This is a genomic window from Halalkalibacter nanhaiisediminis (assembly GCF_007830185.1).
GTDB lineage: Bacteria > Bacillota > Bacilli > Bacillales > Bacillaceae_D > Halalkalibacter > Halalkalibacter nanhaiisediminis.
The window spans coordinates 1-20,855 of sequence record NZ_VLKZ01000009.1 but is presented as its reverse complement, the minus strand read 5'-3'; the positions used below and the strand labels follow the sequence as shown (position 1 = coordinate 20,855).

Sequence of the window (20,855 nt, the reverse complement as noted above, 5' to 3'; positions counted from 1 at the left end):
TGTACTCCTACCTTTGTGTTTACGTTAGTCTGCTGCAATACCCAAATCGTTTGAGACAGGATTACGGTTGAAATAGAAATACATAACAAGAGCTGTGATTACAAGAAGGATGATATACAAACCTATAAATAAGATAAACAACATTCCTAAGTGCCCAGAATTCGTTGCTGCTTCAGATGTCCGTTGAATGCCGTGGATTGTCCAGGGCTGCCTACCAGTGCAACTGAAAATCCAACCCGTTTCAATTCCAATAATCGCTAAAGGACCAGAAATCGCGATTCCAGCTAACAACCATTTTGGGAATGATTGTTGTTTTTTGCGTTGAATGAACCAAAACAACCATGCAATTCCTGCAATTCCTAGCAAAATCATGCCAATTCCAACCATGACATTAAACAAAGTATGGACAAATAAAGGAGGCCAATCATTTCGTGGAAAATCGTTTAATCCTTGAATCACGCCATCTGTTGATCCAGTCGCAATCCAACTTAACATGCCAGGAATTTCAATGCCTCCTATAACTCTTCCAGCTTCTGGATTTGGTGTTCCAAAAATGGATAATGGCGCATTTGATTGCGTTTCAAATAATCCTTCCGCAGCAGCAAGTTTTACAGGAATGTACTCATGTAGCATGACAGCTGTCTCATGCCCATTAAGTGCTGTAAAGATCGACATAACCAATGCGACAGCAAGACTAAGCATCATGCCTTTGCGATGATATGCCGTTTCACGTTTACTAAGGTTGCCGCGAAGTAACTTATATGCTGCTACTGCCGCAAGAACAAACGCTCCAGTGAGATAGGCGCTTCCGACGACATGAAAGGCGGTAACGACTATACTTGGACTAAAAACGGCAGCTAATGGATCAACATTCGTAACTTCACCATTCACAATACTGAAGCCACGTGGTGTATTCATCCAAGCGTGTGCATCTGTAATCAATACAGCCGATGCCGTCGCCCCTAATGCTACAAAAAACACACTGACAATCCTCATCGTTGAGGAAAGCCGATCAGCTGCATACACATAAATCGACAAAAATAAAGCTTCTAAAAAAAATGCAAAAATCTCAATCTGAAAGGGGAGAGCAATAACTTGGCCGACGATTTCCATGAAGCCAGGCCACAAAAGAGAAAGCATCACAGCAACAATGGTTCCAGATGGAATCGCCACTCCAAGTAAAATCGCCACTCCTTTTGTCCATCTCTTTGCAAGTGTTCCATAATCAGAATCCTTGCGAACAATCCGCATGATTTCTGCTAAGAGAATCATAAACGTGATGCCGACTCCAAGCGTGGCAAAAATAATATGAAAAGCCATTGAAGAACCAAAAAGTGTACGTGCCAGCATAACATTATCCAATTTTTATCTTCCTTTCATGAAACGATTCAAAAGTGGAATTGTTTTCTTGCTTTACTGTGTGTAAACTTTTTCATTCTATGCACATCATATGAACTAACCAACTTTTACAATAAAAAAAGAGCCAACCTACCATTGGGCGGTAAGCTGACTCTTTTGGGAATATTTAGACCTCGAATTGAGGTTGATCAAATAGTCTGTCGTTCAAAATCACACCTGTTCGCTCTGTGAATCATTGTTAGTTATTGAGCTTTTTTACGTTCCTTTTCAAGCTTCTCCACTGAACGATCATCGATTCGCTTCTCAATTTTCGCTAAGGCTTCAGGGTCATTTAAAAGTTGCTTTTTATTTTCTAAAACAAGATCTTCAAACGATATTACTTGTCTTCTCATGATAACCTACCTTCATTCATATTAGTAATGTTTGCTACAACCTTATTATATCAAGCTTTTGTAAAAAAAGATGATAAAATTGTTACAATTTTTCGACAACGGATGTATTTGTAGAAGTCTGTCGAATGTTTCTAACTTGCATTATGACAACATAAAGTTAGAGAAGACTAGGCAAAGGTGGGGATGGTGTGAATCAACCATTTTTTCAACGTGTAACCAATCCACAGCAGATTCGAGATATGATGACGACAGAGAGTACAGATGTCATCACACTTGATTACTTATCTGTACTAGCAAATACAGACCAAAAGCGCTACTTATGGAAACAATTGTTTCAAAGACGAAGAGAGCATTACGACTGGCTTAGAGGACTATATTATTATCTAACAGGTATGTACCCAGAAGTGGATCAAGAAACATTTAAACGGCCAGAATCGTATCAGTTAGGGCTGCAAGATCAAATTCGACATTATCTAAATCGTCTACAGCAATTGCAAAATCTACTCGCAAATGCAACAAATCTGATTGTCATTCAGTACTTACAAATCATTATTAATCAATTTAAGTACGAAGGATTATTTCTACGTCAACTTGAACGATTTCAATAAACGAAACGAACCACTCTCTAGAATCTTTGTTGAGTGGCTCTTTTTTTGGAAACAATTTGTACATATTTTTTCGAGAAAAGGTATTTACATGGATTGTTTATATTGTTAGAATATTTTTATAATTTAAATTCGGTTAGCATTTGAATATAGATAAAAAATGAGCGAGTGCTCGATCGCTTGCTGGCCTTCAAAAAATAACAACAAGAAAAAGGGAGAGAGAAGACGTGACAGTATCAGAAAAGAAAATGATTGAGGAAATGGAAAAAAAATTAGAACGCCTAGCAAGTGAAATCAAGGACTTAAAGAAGGCTAGTCATGATGGGTTTGAGCACCTTGAAACAGACGATTTTCTAACACAAGCTTATAATTAATTGCTTATGTGGAGATGTTTAACAAAGGTTAAGCATCTTTTTCTTTACTCACACAAGTAAGCGATTTCATTGAAGGAGGAATCAAATTGGGAGTGAAGACAGAAACGATTCATCAGTTAACCATTCCAACACCTTTTCCAGTAGGACCGGTTCATGCCTATTTAATTGAAGGAGAAATGGTAACATTAGTTGACACTGGTCCTTTAACAGAGGAAGGAAAATGCTCACTAGTTGAGCAACTTAAAAAGCTTGGTTATCAAATGAAAGATATTGAACAAGTGATTTTGACTCATCATCATCCTGATCATGTTGGTCTTGCAGGGTTATTTCAAGAACATTCCACATTAATTGGACATCGTTATTTGCGGCCTTGGTTATTAAAGGATCCTACTTTTTTTAAGAAGTATGAAGTTTTTTTTGGTCAATTTTATCAAAGACATGGAATGGAAGAAGCGGTATTAGAAAAAATGAAAAAAACAAGTAAGAGCTATATGAGTTTTGTTGAAAAAACAGATATTCATATTACTGTAAATCATGGTGATCAGGTTCCTGGACTTAGTGGATGGAAGGTGATGGAGGTTCCAGGTCACGCTCAAGATCATATTATGATTGTTCGTGAACAGGATCAAGTGGCGATTGGAGCAGATGTTTTGTTAGCTACAATTTCATCGAATGCCCTACTTGAAGCTCCAATGGAAGGGACAGTTAGACCAAAAACATTACTGCAATATCGCCGTTCTTTGCAGCTATTAAAGGATGAAGGGATTTCAACATTGATGCCAGGGCATGGTACTCTTATTAAAGATGTGGGTACCCTTGTTGATCAGCGCTTAGAAGCTCATGATAAAAGAGCGTTGGCGATTAAAAAAATTCTTTCTGATCGCAAAATGAGTGCGAATGACATCAGCTTTGAGCTATTTAAGGAAAAGCACATCAAGCAACCTGAACTAACCTTTTCAGAAACATTCGGTCATTTGGATTTATTGGTTGAACGTCAAGAGGTTATCGTAGAAGAAGTAGATGGATTAATATATTTTAAAAATGAATGAATATTCACTCAAGTAGCTTTTCCTGTCCTTTCCTTTTTCTAGCTTTAATTATAAAATAAATAGTAAGTGAACATAGAGGAGGGGTGACAATGGATAAAAAGTGTAACACAGTATGCAAAGGATTGTGGATAGGTGGGGCAGTAGCACTTTCGATTGTCCTTGCTAATAAAGAAAGACGGACGATGCTTGTAACAGAATTAAAAAGAGCGAAAGACGGCACGAGTGAAGTGCTTGGGTTTATCCGTGATAATCGTGAACAAATTTTCGAACAAGTGAGATCAACTGCAAGTGAAGTATCAAATGTGATCCGTGATATTAGTGAGGATATTAGACAAATTGGAGAAACGGCAGCTCACCTTAAGGAAAGCTCAGAAGAAATTGTGAAAGCAACGAAGGATGCTGCGACAGAAATGAAAAATTTAAAACAAAATTAAATAATCGAGTATATACAACAAGAAACGGACCATAATAGGTAGTGAGGACGGCAGCAATGCTCCTCACACCAGAAGCCTTCAAGTAGATGTTCAAAGATGCAATAGGCAAGTAACGTGATTGTAGTAAGTACCTTAAATGAGGTGATTACATTGGAGAGTGCTAAGGAATTTCAAGATTGTTTCTAACATGAATGAAAGTAGGTGTCTCCAGCATACAAATATCGTTTCGACCCCAGATTGTTCATTGAATAATGATACTTTTTAGGTGAATGGTAATAAGAAGGTGACCACATTGCGCTGGTCACCTTCTTTTTTAAGAAAATGGCGTTCAAATGAAAAATTAAAAAGCCGCCATGTATATAAAACAAATTACGGACCATAATAAGTATTGAGGATGGCAACAACTCCTCACACCAGAAGCCTTCAAGTTGATATTCAAAGATGTAATAGGCAAGTAACGTGACTGTAGTAAGTACCTTAAATGAGGTGATTACATTGGAGAGTGCTAAGAAATTTCAAGATTGTTTCTAACATGAATGAAAGTAGGTGTCTCCAAAAGACAAATATCGTTTCGACCCCAGATTATCATTGAATGATGATACTTGTATTTAGGTGAATGGTGATAAGAAGGTGACCACATTGCGCTGGTCACCTTCTTTTTAGCTTGAAAAATGAGAGATGACTCCATAAAGCAAGGCTAGGAGTCATCCTTTTGTTTTAGCTGAAGGGATTCTGCTAATAAAGAAGAAAATGACCAACAGCATCACACTTATAATAAGAAAGAAGCTCATCCCCTCTGCCTTTTGTATGAATAGTCCCCCTAAATAAGGTCCTATCAAGCTGCCGATGCTAAAAGCAATGCCGCATAAAATATTTCCGGTTGGGAGTAAGGATTTGGGTGTTAAGTCTGTCATATAGCTGATGCCAAGTGAAAAAGTCGAGCCGACAAGCATTCCAGCAACAAAAAGCGCACTGGCAAGGCCGATGACTGTGTGCTCAAGAAAGCTTGCGCCAAGAAAGCTGAGGCTTCCAAACAGTAAGATTGTGTGTAGAACTCGTTTTCGCCCGTACTTATCACTAATCATTCCAAGTGGAAGCTGAAAAACGATCCCTCCGATCGCAAATGATGCAAGTAAGATCGAGATATCAGAAATATTAAAACCTATCCGTAACCCGTAAATGGGAAAGCTTCCATTAATAGAAGCTTCGAGAAAGCCATAGCCAAGTGGGGGTAAGAAAGCAACCCAGGCATATTTTAGCACTTTGCTAAACCGTTTGGCTGTATCCTTAAAAGAGGTAAATTCGACAGCTTGCTCTGGGAAATCATTTTTCAAAAACAGTAAGAATAGCCAGGAGATGAAACAGAGGGCCGACGAGATCATAAAGGGTAAAGCTTCAAGGATGGCGATTAATGGTGTTATCAGTGGACCGACAGCAAATCCAATTCCAAAGAAGAGACCATATAAACTAATATTACGTCCGCGTTTCTCTTTAGGAGAAAAGGACGTAATCCACGTTTGCGTCCCAAAATGAAGGACATTATCACCAATTCCAATGCTTAATCTTAAGAAAAACCAAAACCATAATGATTTCCATAAAGGAAATAGAGCAAGTGCAACGACAACGATAAGCCCGCCAATAATGATAACGGGTTTGTAGCCGTATTTTCGCAATGGTTGTTCCATGAAAGGAGAAATAATCAAGATACCAATATAGAGAGCTGTTGCATGAAGTCCGTTTAAAGTAGCGGACACGCCGTCTTGTTCAAAAATAATCGCAATAAGCGGAAGCAGCATGCCTTGACTAAAACCACTAATGGCGACAATACTAATTAAAATCCAAAAATGAAATTTGTTCATCATATCCCTCTCTTTTTCAAGTAGACTTTTCCATTCTAGCTTTTTCTGTCGATCTTAGCCATATACAGGATAAGCAAAAGAGCATGACGTTCTTTGAGAAGGCTGATACAATAGGAGAATGGATTAAGAGGAGGAATGAATGATGGAATTTAAAATGAAAGAAAATAGCTTTGTTGGTGAATTTGAATTCGGGCAACTTGAGGTATCTGGCAATGCTGAGTATGGTTTTCGCCCGTATCAGTTGTTAGTCTCTTCTGTTGCTGTTTGTAGTGGGGGAGTTCTACGCAAAGTGTTACAAAAACAACGTATAGAGTTTGAAGATATTCGAATTCAAGCAGATGTAAAGCGTAACGAAGCAGGAGTGAATGAAGTAACGGATATTCATCTTCATTTTATAATTACTGGAACAAATGCAACTGATGAGAAAATCGAGAAAGCTCTTAAAGTGACGAGAAAAAATTGTACGATTGTACAAACAGTTAAAGACAGTATAAAGGTGACTGAGTCATTTGAAAAAAAATAAGAAAAAGAGCGAAATCCTTTCACTCTTTTTTTTAACTGCTGCTGCAATGTTACAAGGGGTTGCAATGGCATGCTTTCTCTTTCCGCATGGAATTGCTTCAGGCGGTGCCGCGGGTTTAGCGATTTTATTTGAGGTCTGGTTTGGTTGGGAGCATAGTTGGTCACTTTGGGGACTAAATGCGTTCTTTCTAATACTTGCAGTTAGATGGATTGGATACCAGAGTGCGTTAAAAACCATCTTGACAGTATCGGTTACATCCGTCACAGTTGGAATCATTAGTTCTTTTCAATTTGAAGTATTATTTCCTATTTATTTAAGTGGCTTATTTGGAGCTATCATTTTTGGAATAGGCGTTGGGATCTTATTTCGTCACGGGGCTTCCTCGGGTGGATTTGCAATTATTGCACATATTCTTTATAAAGTGACAGGTATCTTACCTGGTAAATCAATGTTCTGGATGAATATATCGATCTTCGCGATCATTGCGATGATTGTCGATTGGCAGTTATTTCTATTTGCGCTTGGAACACAATGGATATCTTCAAAGGTGATAAATCAGGTTATCTTATATAAAAGGAACAGTCATCAGACAGACACCTCCTATTCAATGTAAATGGTGTTTGTCTTTCTTTTGCTTAATGGACAAGGAGCTTCTTATGAAAACACATTCAAATCAAATCGATTTTACTGAAGGTCACATAGCCAAAAAAATGATTTTGTTTTCTTGGCCAATCTTTTTAAGCAATCTATTACAAGCCTCTTACCAATTTGTTGACGCTCTTTGGGTAGGGAATTTACTTGGGGCTAGTGCACTTGGAGCTGTTTCTATTTCGGCTACAGTCGTTTTTACGATTCTTTCCTTTATTATTGGATTAAACGGAGCGACATTAACGGTTCTAAGTCAGAGAAGAGGGGCCAATGACGAAGAAGGATTAAAAGATTCTTTGAATGCATTTGTCGTTGTGCTTGGATCGCTTGCTATTATTCTTGGGATAGTTGGTTTTTTGTTGTCAGGACCGATCCTTCGTTTTATGGGAACCCCTGAAGATATTTTGCCGATGGCGCAAGCATATTTGCAAATAAACTTTGTTGGGATTCTATTTTTATTTGGCTATAATTTTATCGGGACCGTACTTAGGGCAATGGGTGATAGTAAAACGCCGATTCGATTTATTTTGCTGGCGGTAATTCTTAATGCGATACTCGATCCGATTTTTATTCATGTTTTTCAATTAGGTATTGAAGGAGCGGCCTTTGCAACGGTCATCTCACAAGGGACTGCCTTTTTGTATGGATTGTTATATTCAATTTTAAAAGTAGGGATTCCTTTTCAAATGCCAACTCTTCCTGAGAGAAGATACTTTATTGTGTTGTTTAAAATGGGACTACCTGCTGGCTTGTCAATGATGGCGATCTCAGCAGGGGTTCTGGCGATCATGACAGTTGTAACAAGCTTCGGGGAACAGGTAGTAGCTGGATTTGGTGCGGCACAAAGATTAGATAGCTTGATCATGCTGCCAGCACTAACACTTGGATCTGCTGTAAATGCAATGGCTGGTCAAAATATTGGCGCGAAGCATTGGCATCGAGTCAACGAAATTGCTAAGCAAGCGATTATCCTTATTGTGGGAGTATCACTAATAATTAGCACGATCATTTTCCTTGGTGCAGAAACGTTTGTGAGAATGTTTGTGCAAGATGAAGAAACAGTTGCTTTTGGAACGATGTATGTCAAAACGATCGCCTTCTTTTATCCGTTCCTTGGTGTGAATTTTGTCTTAAACGGAGTAGCTAGAGCTGCTGGAGCTATGTTACCAGTCTTAGTGTTAAACATTGTCTCATTTTGGATTCTCCGTTATCCACTAGCAGCGTTGTTCTCAATGTGGTTTGGAGAACGCGGAATTGCGATTGGAATGGGCGTTAGCTTTGTCGTGAGTAGTGTCATTGCTGCAGGATATTATTTCCTCGGAAATTGGAGGAAAATGAGTGAGGAAGTCGCTGAAAAAACAGAGAAAAAAGAGAAGGAAAGTGAATAAAAAACAAGAACAGAATTGAGGGTAAGGAATGAAGCCTGTTTTGATTAGAATAATGAGTTATCTTGGTGGATTGCTCATTTTATCATTTGGTATTACCTTAACAATATTAGCTGGACTTGGCACTGGGGCATGGGATGCGTTAAATGTCGGGTTAGCTAGTATGACAGTGTATTCAGTCGGAAATTGGGTTATTTTTATCGGAATTCTACTGATTCTGATAAACGCCTTATTGTCAAAATCAAAACCTGAATTACTGGCGCTTGTGACGGTTATAATTTTGGGATACTTTATTGATTTCTGGTTGTTAGTCGTCTTTGATAATAGCCTGTTTAGCGGGTTAGGTTTACAAATTGTTGTCCTACTTATTGGAGCGGTTATTATTGCATTTGGAATTGCGGTTTATTTACAAGCTGAGTTTGCTGTTATCCCGATAGACCGTTTTATGTTTGTCTTAAAGGATTTACTTGGAGTGAATGTCATGCTTGCAAAAACGGTCGCAGAAGTTATCGCGCTGTTGGCAGCATTCCTAGTTGGTGGTCCAATTGGTATAGGAACAGTTGTCGTGACCTTTTTAATTGGTCCACTTATTCAATTATTTTATCCACATGTTAAAAAGAGAGTGAATTGGAGAACAGCTCAATGATCAAATCATTGAGCTGTTTTTTTAGAAGATAAGAAGGGATAAAATTCGCTGATGTCTAGCTCCATCGCCTAGCCGCTCGAGGTTACTTCAGCCAGTAAATGGGTACCTAAAACCTAGCAACGCATTGACAGTCTTCCAGCACTTGTCGCGCTGGTCAAGACGCATTCGTTTTTCTTAGGAGCCGAGTTCTTTTGCTCTGGCATTTGTCGCATGGATTGCGCGAATAATACTATCTGAAAATTGATCATTTGCAAGTGAAGTTAAGCCAGCAGCTGTGGCGCCGCCAGGGGATGTGACTTGTTCTCTTAGCTTAGCTGGATCACGGTGCTTAGCTAGCATCGCAGCACTGCCGATGACCATTTCAATGACTAGTTTTCGTGCTTGTTCAGCTGTTAGCCCGTATTTGGTTGCTGTTTGTTCAAGTGCTTCAACAAAAGAATATAGAAAAGCAGGAGCACTACCAGTGACAGCAGTTAGGTTATGAACTTGCTCCTCAGATAGTTCTTCAGACGGTCCAATGGCTGAAACTACCTTCTCAAATATATTGCGGTGTGTATCAGTGATAGCCGAACCATAAGCATAAATCGACATTGACTTTCCTACATCTGCAGCTGTATTAGGCATCAACCAAGCAACTGGTGTTCCTTTTGGCAAAGCAGCTTCTAGCTTAGATGGTCCGATCCCTGCTGCAACTGTTACAACGAGCTGCCCCTTTTTTAATAGTAAACTCATCTTCTGAAGGACCTCTGAATGAGCACCAGGAGGACAAGCAAGTAAAATGACATCTACTTGATCGATTACTTCTGTCCAACTTGATGTTGTTTGAATAGGGTAGTTTGACTGTAAAAGGTCAAGATGAGCGCTGTTCGATTGATTGGAAACAGTAATCATAATTTCTGGCTGATGAGTAAGAATTCCAGAGAAAATCGCTTCAGCCATGCGGCCAGCTCCGATAAAAAGAATATGTACGTTATTCATGTTGTGTATCTCCCCTTTTGTTATTCTCTCTTACGTTATCAGAAATATATTGTTTACGGTAGCGTCGGATAATATTTGTCAGAAGACAAATACTAAGCCTAATAAAGGAAACGAAAGATATGAGGAGGTAGAGAAAATGAAACGAATCGTCATCATGCTCATTACATTACTTTTGTTCACAACATCTTTTCATGTATTTGCAGAAAAAGACGATAAGAAAGAGAATAAGGTTTTTAAAATTCCTGACTCTGTTTTAAACATTTCAAAAGAAAATACGTACACGAACCCAACACAAGACTTACCTTATTTGCAACCTAGTACGCTTGCGAAACAACTTCTTGAGTCAACAGATGTTAAAATTGAAAATCCTGACTTAATACGAATTTTAAATGAATCCACGATTAATGACTCGAAATTAGCACTAGGTTTTCGTGCGTCTATTTACTTAGGTGAGTGGCCTTTATCTTATGATTCTGCTGGTACTGAAGTGAACTGGGAGTATCAAAAAGTGAACACCAATTATATTGATAACCGCGGAGGGCGATCTCCTCAAAAATTAAACTATAATCAAGAGCAGCAGAAGAAAGTAAGTGGAGGTCTAACGGCAAAAATTCCAAATAGTGAAGCGGTAAAAAAGATGATGATGATTAAAGCAACCGAGCATACGAATTTGCCTTTGTCTTTTGAGACAGTGATTGGCCAGGGAACGCGTAAAACAAATACGTATAATATTGCCCCAAAACAAATTGGCTATTTGTATAGCTTTGTACCCGCAGCGAACGAAAAAGGGAAAGTGACTTACGGTGAAGTGTATTTAATTTTTAAGGGTGGTAAGCCGAAATTAGAAGTGAAAAATGTTACACAACAAGGAGTAGGAGCTTGGATTCCTGTTCAAGATCATTTAACATTTTCATTTATGGCAGCGAACCAACCAAGATAAATAGGAAAAGCTGACTTATGAGTGTGCTCCCCTTTTAGAAAGAAGGGAGTGCATTGAAGTCAGCTTTTTTCTTATATATTCGTCTTTCTCTTTGTGAAATCAACATCTTGATAATAAGCATCTTTGACGAGAACATTTGGTCCAAGGCATTGCACAGATGGACAGTGACAATTTAGAGATTGGGAAATTGGTGATTCCTTCCATGTGTCGTATGCTTGTTGTAATGTTGTATCCGCAATATTTCCTAATGGAGGAGTGTCTCCAAAATCAGTGACGATAATATTTCCATCGAAAATATTTACATTCAAACGCGAGCGGCCATCAGGATCATTACGAACCGTGACATTTTTTTCAGCAAATAAGCGTTTTTGTAACTCGAGATCTTCTTGATTTGCGCTACAAGGATAAAACGGTAGCGTTCCAAAAAGCATCCATACATCTTTGTGACGAGCATCTAAAAGGCGATGAATGCCATCGCGGATTTCAGCAAGAGATGCAACTTCTAGATTACTAGCAAAGTCACTTGGATACATTGGGTGTACTTCGTGACGTTGACAGCCCATCTCGACAATTTGCTCATGAATTTGTTCAAGATGAGGCAATGTCCGTTTATTAATCATGGTTTCAGCTGAAACAATCACACCTTGACTTGTTAAGGCTTTTGCATTTTCAACCATTTGATTAAATAATTTTGCTCGTTGTTCGAAGCTAGGTTTACGGTCCATTACTGCAAAGCCAATCTCTGCAAAGTCTTCAACACTTCCATAGTTATGAGAGATATGCAGAACATCAAGGTATGGGATAATCTTTTCATATCTCTTTAAATCAAGAGTTAAATTTGAGTTTATTTGAGTACGTACGCCTCGTTCATGAGCATATTTCAGCAACGGAACAACGTAGTTATCAACTGATTTCATGGAAAGCATCGGTTCTCCACCCGTAATGCTAAAGGCGCGTAATGTTGGAATTTCCTCTAAACGCTGAATAAGCAAATCAAGAGGAAGTGGGTTTGGGTCCTTAGGCTGTAAAGTGTAGCCAACCGCACAATGCTCACAACGCATATTACAAAGAGTCGTTGTTGTAAATTCAACATTGGTTAATTTAAGTCTTCCGTATTCTTTTATATCTTCATACGCTTCCCAAGGGTCGAAGGTTGGCGTTATTGGTGGTAATGTGTGTATCACAAAGATCGTTCTCCTTCTTTAATAAAGATCATTCGGGGCGCGGTCGGCAAAGAGTGACAAACAAAATGTGTCGCCTTTCTGGTCATGATCAGCGAATTAAGTGCCTTCCGTCTACCGATTCTTTAATTCCTTCAATCATCATAACGCATCTAGCTGAGATTCAAAAGGACTTTGATCTACTTCCTTCTCTTGATTGTCTGGGGTATGTGAATCTGTTACACTTTAGATAGAATACGTCTTTAAGGAGCGAACGCAATTGGGTGGAGCAATTCATGATAAAAAGGAACAAATGAAATATTTACAAAATCGATTTGATATGGTGATGAATGTTCTTGAATCAATCGATCCAGAACAAGCAGGGGTTGAAGAAATCGACCGTTTATTATCAATTTTAGATGATATCGAAATGAAGTGTAAGCAATTCCGCCGTGACTGGGAAGAATAAGGAGCTGAGTACGTGAACTTATATCTTATTCGCCACGGAGAATCGCAAGGGAACCTTGAAGGAAAGATACAAGGATGGATGGATTTTCCCTTATCAGATCTTGGTAAGAAGCAAATTCATTCTGTGGCTACTTATTCAAAGGATATTCATCTCGATTATTTATACAGCAGTGATTTAAAAAGGGCTTATGACACGGCACAGGCTATTGGACATGCGAAGAATTTAACCGTCCATATTTGGGATGAAATTCGTGAAGTCCATCTTGGGCCCCTTCAAGGCTTGACTCGTGCGGAAATTTATGAACGTTACCCCGTAACAAAAGAGAAATCGATTTTAACATCTGGTGTTGAAGGCACGGAAACAGTGGAACAATTAACAGCACGTTGTCAGCACGTTATTGAACAGCTATTGCATGTTCATAAAAAGGATCATGTCGCGATTGTTTCACACGGTGGCTTCATTAGTATTTTGTTGATGTATATTTTAACAGGTGAACAATGGTCAACCTTCCACAGACCCTTTCAAATCGGTAATACGAGCTTTACACATATTGAATGGACAGAAGGCAATAAGCCGCTCATTCATTATATGAATCGAACGCAGCATTTAGAGTCAATGAATGATATAAGTCCGAAAATGGGATTACTTTAGATATTAAAAAGGATACGTTTACCTCAAAAGAGGCAGATGTATCTTTTTCTATGTGATTTTTAGATAGATTTGCATACGCTTCCACGTTACCCTTTCGGAATGTTTAGACTAGCGTTATAATAATAGTTGTTGAATAGTAACAGATAGAGCGCTTTAGCCAAGCTTTTCTACAAAGAAAGGGAGATGGAGATTATGCAAAAGTTACAAGAAAGTATGTATCAATTGATTGTTGAAACATCTACGAATCTACCAAATGATGTACGTCGTGCGATTGTTGCGGCAAAAGCAAGAGAGAATTCAGGTACACGTGCGGCATTATCACTCTCGACTATTACTGAAAATATTGAAATGGCTGATGATAAAGTATCACCTATTTGCCAAGATACAGGAATGCCAACTTTTAAGATTAAAACGCCAGTTGGTGTCAATCAGCTTGAAATTAAAAAAGCGATTCACGAAGCGATGGAACGCGCAACAGCTGACGGTAAGCTACGTCCCAATTCAGTTGACTCACTAACTGGTAAAAACTCTGGTAACAATCTCGGACCAGGAACTCCAGTGATTCATTTCGATCAATGGGAAAAAGATTATATTGATGTTCGCCTGATCTTAAAAGGTGGTGGCTGTGAAAACAAAAATATTCAATACAGTCTACCTGCTGAACTTGAAGGGTTAGGTCGTGCAGGTCGTGACCTTGACGGGATTCGCAAATGTATTCTTCACTCTGTCTACCAAGCACAAGGACAAGGCTGTAGTGCTGGCTTCATCGGTGTTGGAATCGGTGGAGACCGTACAACAAGCTACACATTAGCAAAGGAACAATTATTCCGTACAGTTGACGATGTGAATCCAATTGAAGAATTGCGTAACCTTGAAGATTATATTTTGGAAAATGCGAACAAGCTTGGCATTGGCACAATGGGATTTGGCGGGGAAGCAACATTACTTGGCTGTAAGGTCGGAGTGATGAACCGTTTACCTGCGAGCTTCTTTGTTTCTGTTGCCTATAACTGCTGGGCATACCGCCGTCTAGGTGTGGAAATTAACCCTGAGACAGGTGATATCAAAGAGTGGCTATATAAAGATGGTGAGACGATTGACCTTAACGTATCATCAAAAGAAATTTCGGATGCTGCTGAAGTACAAGAGGAAGTACGTGAAGTCGTTCTTGAAGCACCAATTACAGAAGAAAAGATTCGTGAACTTAAGGTTGGGGATGTTGTAATCATCAATGGTATCATGCACACAGGCCGTGATGCGATCCACCATCACTTAATGGATCATGATGCGCCAATTGATTTGAATGGTCAAATCATTTACCACTGTGGTCCTGTTATGTTAAAGGATGATCAAGGTGAATGGCATGTGAAGGCTGCTGGGCCAACGACGAGTATTCGTGAGGAGCCTTACCAAGGTGACATTATGAAAAAATTCGGTATCCGCGCAGTCATGGGTAAAGGTGGAATGGGTCCTAAAACACTGAAAGCCCTTCAAGAGCATGGTGGCGTGTACTTAAATGCAATCGGTGGAGCAGCGCAATATTATGCTGACCGTATTAAACAAGTTCAAGGCGTTGATTTAATGGAATTTGGTATTCCAGAAGCAATGTGGCATCTTGAAGTTGAAGGCTTTGCCGCAATTGTGACAATGGATTCACATGGCAATAGCTTGCATGCTGATGTTGCAAAAACCTCACTTGAAAAGCTAGAGCAATTTAAAGAAAGAGTTTATAACTAATAAGAGAGCGGCTATGATGCCGCTCTTTTTGTGTGAAGATTGTCAGCAATCAAAACGAACACAAACGTTGGGTCTCTTGCATTCTTTGCTTAATAAGCTCTTGATCAAGCGTTGGGAAATTGCTTAAGTCAATGGTCTCCATTACATAATGCTGCATATCAACAATGTCTTGATGGTGCTTTTTCGACGAATTCTCTAATGCAAAATGAAGAGAATCTAACATCGCTTCAAGTACTGATACATCTGCTTTCCCATAATGACGAAGCTGAAAAAATGTTCGATATAGGATCTCTTTAAATGGAGGCAATGAGAATCTGACATAAGCCTCTTTATCCTCGTTAATATAAACCCAACCCTCATCGGGAAGCTGGCTAATTTGACCTAGCAATTTCCCTAAATGACGAATGCAATCATTGGCTGTGTTAGGATCATTGATTCCAGGTGAGATGGCACGTAATGCTACTTCAACGATCTTCTGCAAGGCGTACACTGGATCTTGGCGTATGTCTCGCTCTTTTTCAATGTTAAAACAACCAGATAGCTCATGTTTTATATCTTTCATTAAGCTTGTTTGACCCTTCTTTGTCGTGACTGTAAGTAGAGAGTTTGAATCATTCACATACGTACCAATTGGACAATTTACATGTACATATATCTGATGCTCCTTTGCCAAACTAAAAAGCTTATCATAATCAGCATATTGAATATAGCCACTAGTCCCTGCTTTTATCTCAACCCTTGTTTTTGCAACGGGTGCGTATTCTTTTGAAAAAAATGAAATATCATCTTTTTCTTGGAGATCACAATAATAGCGAATTACTCCATCGGCCTCCGTCGTTAACCTGTCTATCAAACTACTCACTTGAATACTTGTCGCAACGTGATGAATAAAAATGGCAAAGAAAGCCAAGCACATGATGGCAATTAGGACACCGACAGTGGCTGAAAGCATCAATTGCCCATCTAAGGAATTTTTCATGAATAGAAGTGAAAGAGTTGGATAAATAAATCCACCTAGAAAGATCCCTAACACATGTAATGTCATCTTGTCTGTAATAAAGTTTTTTAATGTACGTGGTGAAAACTGTGAAGCATAAGTAGTGAGAACGACCATGATCGTTGAAAATGTAAAAGTCGTCATCGTTAATAAGGAAGTAGATAAACCGCTTAATATCGTTTGTGCAAGCGGAACCTCTGTAAAGAAAATGGACGGAAGAACATTCGTTAAACTCTGTGACCAATAGAAGTCAACAAAGGCGAGTGCGCTCGCAAGTGATATGGCGATTAAGCTATATAAAGCAGGAATTAACCAAATTTTATCCTGTAATTTCACTAGCCATTTTTTTATCATTCCCATTCTCCTTTAGAAAAAGTAAACAATCATATCCATCTATTTACCCATTATGTTTAAAAATGAACCTTAATGAATGTTGAAAATAGAAGATAAAACGAAGATACATATTGGTTAAAAGGAAGTGAAAGACTAATAAAAAAATGAGGGAGATGGATTTATATGTATCAAACAGCCTCAAAACTCATCCTGCTTGTTAGTCTAATTATTGCCTGTGTATGTACAACTTCTGTTTCTGCCAGTAGCCAGACTTATAATTGGAGTTATAAGCCCGAAAAAGACAATAAGCCAGTCACAACTGAGCCCCATTTTAGAGAAATGCTTGAGAAATCAAACGGTTTATTTATAGGGGATACATCAAAAAAAGAACTTTATTTAACCTTTGATAATGGGTATGAGAATGGCTATACCGAGAGGATTCTCGATGTGTTAAAAGAGAAGAAGGTTCCTGCTACTTTTTTTGTCACGGGTCATTATTTGGAAACAGCATCAGATTTAATTAAACGGATGGTTGAAGAAGGCCATATCGTTGGAAACCATTCCTATCATCATCCGAGCTTAGCTGAAGTAGGTGATGGTCATTTGATGGAAGAATTGAATACAGTGAAGGCAAAGTTTAATGAATTGACTGGTGTTAAGGAAATGAACTACCTTCGTCCACCACGAGGTCAATTTAGTGAGAGGTCTTTAATGCTGTCCAATAAACTAGGCTACACGAATGTTTTTTGGTCGATGGCTTATAAGGATTGGGAAGTGAATAATCAAAAAGGCGGTCAGTACGCATATGACCAAATCATGAAACGAATTCATCCTGGAGCGATTATGCTCATCCATTCTATTTCAAGCGATAATGCAGAAGCTCTTCCTCGGGTGATCGATGATGCGCGTAAGCAAGGCTATGTGTTCAAAAGCTTAGATGATCTCATGCTCACAAAGCAGCTTCAAACTTTACCATTTCCATAAAAGATGAAAAAGAGGTCAACCCATACCATCATGAGTCGACCTCTTTGTTATATTTAATTTGCAAAACTTTCTTGACCAATGGCTGCAGCGATGGTTTCTAGTGTGCTGAGATCGGTCACATCAAAAGCAATCGGCTGGAGACTGCGGACAATCATCATCCCGATTTCTTCATTGTTTGAGTTTGTGATCGGAAACTTTAATTCACCATTACTCTCCCATCTTAAATCATCCTCAAGGCTAGAAGCAGCAACAAGATTGTAATTTACGTTTTCATACATATAAATGCCGACCCAATCAATGTATGGGACTTGTTCAACTAAGCTTTCGACCGTCTTTTCGAAAATTGATTGCAAGCTAGCCCGCTTGTATACGTGAGCCATTATCTTCAAGGACGCTAGGTCTGTTGGTATAGACAACGTAATCTCTCCCCTAATGTTTGTTTCACTAATCTATTTTAACAGATGCATAACCATTTTCGGTCTAGTAAGTTTAGGAAGATACAGAGGATGTGCTATAATGGGTGCGCATATAACGGACGGAGTTGAATCAAATGAACCAACAGAAAAAACAAGCAAATAAAGCAGTTACGATAGAGAAGGGGCAACAATTCCCTTTAACAATCAAACGACTAGGTATTAACGGTGAAGGTGTAGGCTATTTTAAAAGACAGGTCGTCTTTGTTCATGGTGCACTGCCAAACGAAGAAATTGTGGCTGAGGTCATTAAGGTAAACCCTCGTTTTGCTGAAGCAATCGTGAAAAAAATACGCAAAAAATCACCAGAACGAGTGACGCCTCCTTGTCCGATTTACGACAAATGTGGAGGATGCCAGCTTCAGCATATGAATTACGTGGCAACACTCAGAGAAAAGCGTGACATTGTCAAGCAAGCATTCGAACGACACTCTACATTAAATGTAGAGAAACTGGATATAAAAGAAACAATCGGTATGGATGATCCTTGGTATTACCGTAACAAAAGTCAGCTTCAAGTAGCGAAGCGAGGAAATGAAGTCATTGCTGGATTATACGCGATGAATTCACATAAATTAATCGACTTAACCGAATGCATGGTCCAACATAAGACCACAAACAAGGTCACTCAAGTCATGAAGCAAATTTTAACTGACTTAAATGTCTCCATTTACAATGAACGCAAGCACCAAGGTGATATTCGTACGATCGTAACACGCGTTGGCTTTGCCACTAAAGAGGTTCAAGTCGTTCTTGTCACAAAAGACAAAAACTTGCCTCGTAAAGAAGCGATTGTAGCTGAAATCAAAAGAAGACTCCCAGAAGTCACATCACTGATTCAAAATATAAATGGCCAAAAAACATCGATTATTTTTGGGAAAGAAACGATTCATTTAGACGGAGAGGAAGTCATCGAAGAAAAGCTCGGCGACATCTCCTTCGCCTTATCAGCCCGCGCCTTTTTCCAGCTCAATCCACAGCAAGCGGAAAAGCTATACAACCTTGCCAAAAAAGCAGCTCAATTAACTGGAACAGAAAAAGTCGTTGACGCTTATTGTGGCGTTGGAACAATTGGGCTATGGCTTGCTGACCAGGCAGGAGAAGTACGGGGAATGGACGTTATCGAAGAATCAATAGAAGATGCCCGAGCAAACGCTAAAAAACATGGCTACAGCAACATGATATATGAAGTCGGAAAAGCAGAAACATGGCTACCACGCTGGGTAAAAGAAGGATGGAAGCCAGACGTCGTTGTCGTCGATCCACCAAGAACAGGCTGTGATGAGCAGCTCTTACAAACGATCATCAACGTAAAGCCAAAACGTGTCGTCTATGTATCCTGTAACCCATCAACACTTGCAAAAGATGTTGAACGGTTAAGAAAGAAAGGGTATGTGGTGAAATCCGTTCAGCCTGTGGATATGTTTCCGTGGACGGCGCAGGTGGAGAGTGTGACGTTGTTGGAGAGGGGAAATTAAAGTAAGCTGCCTTAGTGTCTAGACCCTTCCGAAGTGGTGGAAGGGTTTTTCTTAATGGGCAATTATAGAAATGGTTACTTCTGAAAGTTCAAAATCGCTTTAAGTTAAGATTACAAAACAAGCTATCATTAAACTGTATTAAAGTATAAATGAGTACAAGAGAATCTAAAAGTAGAATTCAACTGTATGAAAAGTTTTACAGAGAGGAAATGTGCGTCTACCACAGAACGTGGTGAAGAACCTTTTTTATAAGGTTTTAGACCCTATTGAGTAACTACTTCTACATTATAATAAGGATAGTCCATTTGCTTTTGGATTTTCATTACGGCTTCTTTTCCGGCAAGAAGTTCACACATATATAACCCAAGATCTACTGAAGTTGCTACACCCCCACCAGTTATTGTATTTCCATCTCTTACAATCCTCTCTGTTTTAACACTTTGGGTATATAGCCTAAGCAAGTCAAGAGCATTAGGATGAGTTGTTGCTTTTTTTCCTTCTAAGAAACCAGAAGCTCCTAAAAGCAAGGAATCTGTACATACAGAAACTTTGTATTGCACTTCTTTAGCCGTTTTTAACCACTGAATAAACTTATTATCATGAATTAGTGTTCTAGTTCCCATCCCACCTGGTATAAATATTAAATCATAGTCAGATAAATTTGGCCGTATTTTGTCTATCATTACAGCCAAGAGGACTCCCTCCTCAAACATTCGTTAGAATGTTAGGTGGGAGGTGAATTGGCGTTTTTTCTTTTTTCGCTAGGATTATTGTAACGATTTTGGTAATATATACTTATAGGAACTTATGTTCGGAGGTGAAAATGTATGTATCAAACGCATCAAATTTGGGTCAAAAAAGGCCATCGCATGCACGGATATTTCAAAGAGATGTGTCAAAACGCAAAGAATATGCACAACACAACAAACTTTTATATTCGCCAGATTTTCACTGGTTTAACTCAAGAAAAAGAGTTGCAACCTCTCCAACGGGAAGTTTTAAAAAATATCCAAAAGCATGTCCCAAAAATAAACGATCATCAACTTTTAATTTATCAAAAGAAAGTTGATAAAGAAAAAGCAAAACCCGTTGAGAAACGCAAAGAAATCAAGTGTCATTTATTTGAAGAACCTTCAAAAGAAAATCCATATGTTCACTACAATTTTCTGGATGCTCTTTTTAAATCGATGATTCAACAAGATTATCGCTCTCTTCCAACGCAATCCAGTCAAGGGGTTATGAAAACTGTATTTCAAAACTGGAAATCGTTTTATGCTAGTTTACGAGAATACAAAATGAATCCAAGTAAATTTAAAACTAGACCGAAAATCCCTGGTTACAGTCGTTCTTTTGAAAAAGAAGTCTCTTTTTCAAACCAAGA

Annotated in this window: 22 protein-coding genes and 1 pseudogene; 15 read left to right on the top strand and 8 right to left on the bottom strand. The window is 38.8% G+C overall.

The features are described from left to right. Positions 1-24: 24 nt before the first annotated feature. Both IQ10_RS14625 and IQ10_RS14620 read right to left on the bottom strand, forming a co-directional pair. Complete coding sequence (locus IQ10_RS14625; protein WP_144451242.1) at positions 25-1,362, bottom strand: cytochrome ubiquinol oxidase subunit I; 1,338 nt, start codon at positions 1,360-1,362, stop codon at positions 25-27. 239 nt (positions 1,363-1,601) lie between these two features. After that, positions 1,602-1,751 carry an FbpB family small basic protein gene (locus IQ10_RS14620; RefSeq protein WP_199757434.1) on the bottom strand — a complete coding sequence of 50 codons (150 nt, stop codon included), beginning with the start codon at positions 1,749-1,751 and terminating at the stop codon, positions 1,602-1,604. Positions 1,752-1,939: 188 nt separating this feature from the next. On the opposite strand from IQ10_RS14620, the gene IQ10_RS14615 reads away from it, so the two are divergent. The 4 genes from IQ10_RS14615 to IQ10_RS14605 all read left to right on the top strand — a co-directional run bounded on the left by IQ10_RS14615 (position 1,940) and on the right by IQ10_RS14605 (position 4,213). Continuing rightward, positions 1,940-2,359, top strand: coding sequence for a hypothetical protein (locus IQ10_RS14615; RefSeq protein WP_144451240.1), 420 nt, complete (start codon positions 1,940-1,942; stop codon positions 2,357-2,359). 224 nt (positions 2,360-2,583) lie between these two features. After that, positions 2,584-2,730 (top strand): hypothetical protein, encoded by a 147-nt coding sequence (locus IQ10_RS18205; protein ID WP_199757433.1) that lies wholly within the window; start codon positions 2,584-2,586, stop codon positions 2,728-2,730. Between the two features lie 92 nt (positions 2,731-2,822). Next, a complete protein-coding gene (locus IQ10_RS14610) occupies positions 2,823-3,779 on the top strand; it encodes an MBL fold metallo-hydrolase (protein ID WP_242009858.1) in 957 nt (318 codons plus the stop codon). Positions 3,780-3,868: 89 nt separating this feature from the next. Continuing rightward, positions 3,869-4,213, top strand: coding sequence for a hypothetical protein (locus IQ10_RS14605; protein ID WP_144451238.1), 345 nt, complete (start codon positions 3,869-3,871; stop codon positions 4,211-4,213). Between the two features lie 704 nt (positions 4,214-4,917). Here IQ10_RS14605 and IQ10_RS14600 read toward each other — a convergent pair. Further along, a complete protein-coding gene (locus tag IQ10_RS14600; protein WP_242009849.1) occupies positions 4,918-6,072 on the bottom strand; it encodes an MFS transporter in 1,155 nt (384 codons plus the stop codon). Positions 6,073-6,214: 142 nt separating this feature from the next. Between IQ10_RS14600 and IQ10_RS14595 the strand changes: the two genes are divergently transcribed. From IQ10_RS14595 to IQ10_RS14580, 4 genes are read left to right on the top strand one after another with little or no spacing between them, the layout of a single operon-like run. Further along, complete coding sequence (locus IQ10_RS14595; RefSeq protein WP_144451236.1) at positions 6,215-6,595, top strand: OsmC family protein; 381 nt, start codon at positions 6,215-6,217, stop codon at positions 6,593-6,595. Continuing rightward, on the top strand, positions 6,582-7,208 hold the full coding sequence (locus tag IQ10_RS14590) for a YitT family protein (RefSeq protein ID WP_144451235.1): 627 nt from the start codon (positions 6,582-6,584) through the stop codon (positions 7,206-7,208). The genes IQ10_RS14595 and IQ10_RS14590 overlap by 14 nt, the downstream gene beginning before the upstream one ends. A 7-nt stretch (positions 7,209-7,215) precedes the next feature. After that, positions 7,216-8,631 (top strand): MATE family efflux transporter, encoded by a 1,416-nt coding sequence (locus IQ10_RS14585; protein ID WP_277878039.1) that lies wholly within the window; start codon positions 7,216-7,218, stop codon positions 8,629-8,631. A 28-nt stretch (positions 8,632-8,659) separates the two neighbouring features. Continuing rightward, positions 8,660-9,274: a YczE/YyaS/YitT family protein gene (locus tag IQ10_RS14580; protein WP_144451233.1), complete on the top strand. Its 615-nt coding sequence runs from the start codon at positions 8,660-8,662 to the stop codon at positions 9,272-9,274. A gap of 174 nt (positions 9,275-9,448) precedes the next feature. Here IQ10_RS14580 and proC read toward each other — a convergent pair whose 3' ends face one another. Next, positions 9,449-10,252, bottom strand: a complete 804-nt coding sequence (proC, locus tag IQ10_RS14575; protein ID WP_144451232.1) for a pyrroline-5-carboxylate reductase — start codon at positions 10,250-10,252, stop codon at positions 9,449-9,451. Between the two features lie 136 nt (positions 10,253-10,388). On the opposite strand from proC, the gene IQ10_RS14570 reads away from it, so the two are divergent. After that, the gene (locus IQ10_RS14570; protein ID WP_144451231.1) at positions 10,389-11,192 is read left to right on the top strand and encodes a YfkD famly protein; all 804 of its coding nucleotides are present in this window, start codon (positions 10,389-10,391) and stop codon (positions 11,190-11,192) included. A gap of 71 nt (positions 11,193-11,263) precedes the next feature. Here IQ10_RS14570 and yfkAB read toward each other — a convergent pair whose 3' ends face one another. Further along, complete coding sequence (gene yfkAB, locus IQ10_RS14565; protein WP_144451344.1) at positions 11,264-12,373, bottom strand: radical SAM/CxCxxxxC motif protein YfkAB; 1,110 nt, start codon at positions 12,371-12,373, stop codon at positions 11,264-11,266. Between the two features lie 259 nt (positions 12,374-12,632). Between yfkAB and IQ10_RS14560 the strand changes: the two genes are divergently transcribed. The 3 genes from IQ10_RS14560 (at position 12,633) to IQ10_RS14550 (ending at position 15,209) form a co-directional block, all read left to right on the top strand. Next, on the top strand, positions 12,633-12,821 hold the full coding sequence (locus IQ10_RS14560; RefSeq protein ID WP_144451230.1) for an SE1561 family protein: 189 nt from the start codon (positions 12,633-12,635) through the stop codon (positions 12,819-12,821). 12 nt (positions 12,822-12,833) lie between these two features. Next, a complete protein-coding gene (locus IQ10_RS14555; protein ID WP_144451229.1) occupies positions 12,834-13,472 on the top strand; it encodes a histidine phosphatase family protein in 639 nt (212 codons plus the stop codon). 192 nt (positions 13,473-13,664) lie between these two features. Next, positions 13,665-15,209, top strand: coding sequence for a fumarate hydratase (locus IQ10_RS14550; RefSeq protein ID WP_144451228.1), 1,545 nt, complete (start codon positions 13,665-13,667; stop codon positions 15,207-15,209). 49 nt (positions 15,210-15,258) lie between these two features. Here the strand turns inward: IQ10_RS14550 and IQ10_RS14545 are convergent, their stop codons facing one another. After that, positions 15,259-16,560 carry a DUF2254 domain-containing protein gene (locus IQ10_RS14545; protein WP_158640054.1) on the bottom strand — a complete coding sequence of 434 codons (1,302 nt, stop codon included), beginning with the start codon at positions 16,558-16,560 and terminating at the stop codon, positions 15,259-15,261. A gap of 162 nt (positions 16,561-16,722) precedes the next feature. Here IQ10_RS14545 and pdaA point away from each other — a divergent pair, with 162 nt between their 5' ends. Next, the gene (gene pdaA, locus IQ10_RS14540; RefSeq protein ID WP_144451226.1) at positions 16,723-17,523 is read left to right on the top strand and encodes a delta-lactam-biosynthetic de-N-acetylase; all 801 of its coding nucleotides are present in this window, start codon (positions 16,723-16,725) and stop codon (positions 17,521-17,523) included. A 53-nt stretch (positions 17,524-17,576) separates the two neighbouring features. On the opposite strand, the gene IQ10_RS14535 is transcribed toward pdaA, so the two are convergent. Continuing rightward, entirely contained in the window at positions 17,577-17,939 is a 363-nt protein-coding gene (locus tag IQ10_RS14535; protein WP_144451225.1) for a GAF domain-containing protein, read from the bottom strand. Between the two features lie 134 nt (positions 17,940-18,073). Here IQ10_RS14535 and rlmD point away from each other — a divergent pair, with 134 nt between their 5' ends. Next, positions 18,074-19,474 (top strand): 23S rRNA (uracil(1939)-C(5))-methyltransferase RlmD, encoded by a 1,401-nt coding sequence (gene rlmD / locus IQ10_RS14530; RefSeq protein ID WP_144451224.1) that lies wholly within the window; start codon positions 18,074-18,076, stop codon positions 19,472-19,474. Between the two features lie 263 nt (positions 19,475-19,737). On the opposite strand, the gene IQ10_RS14525 is transcribed toward rlmD, so the two are convergent. Further along, positions 19,738-20,157 (bottom strand): DJ-1/PfpI family protein, encoded by a 420-nt coding sequence (locus tag IQ10_RS14525; protein ID WP_242009857.1) that lies wholly within the window; start codon positions 20,155-20,157, stop codon positions 19,738-19,740. A gap of 144 nt (positions 20,158-20,301) precedes the next feature. Between IQ10_RS14525 and IQ10_RS14520 the strand changes: the two are divergent. Then, positions 20,302-20,855, top strand: a pseudogene (locus IQ10_RS14520) (RNA-guided endonuclease InsQ/TnpB family protein); the annotation flags it as partial.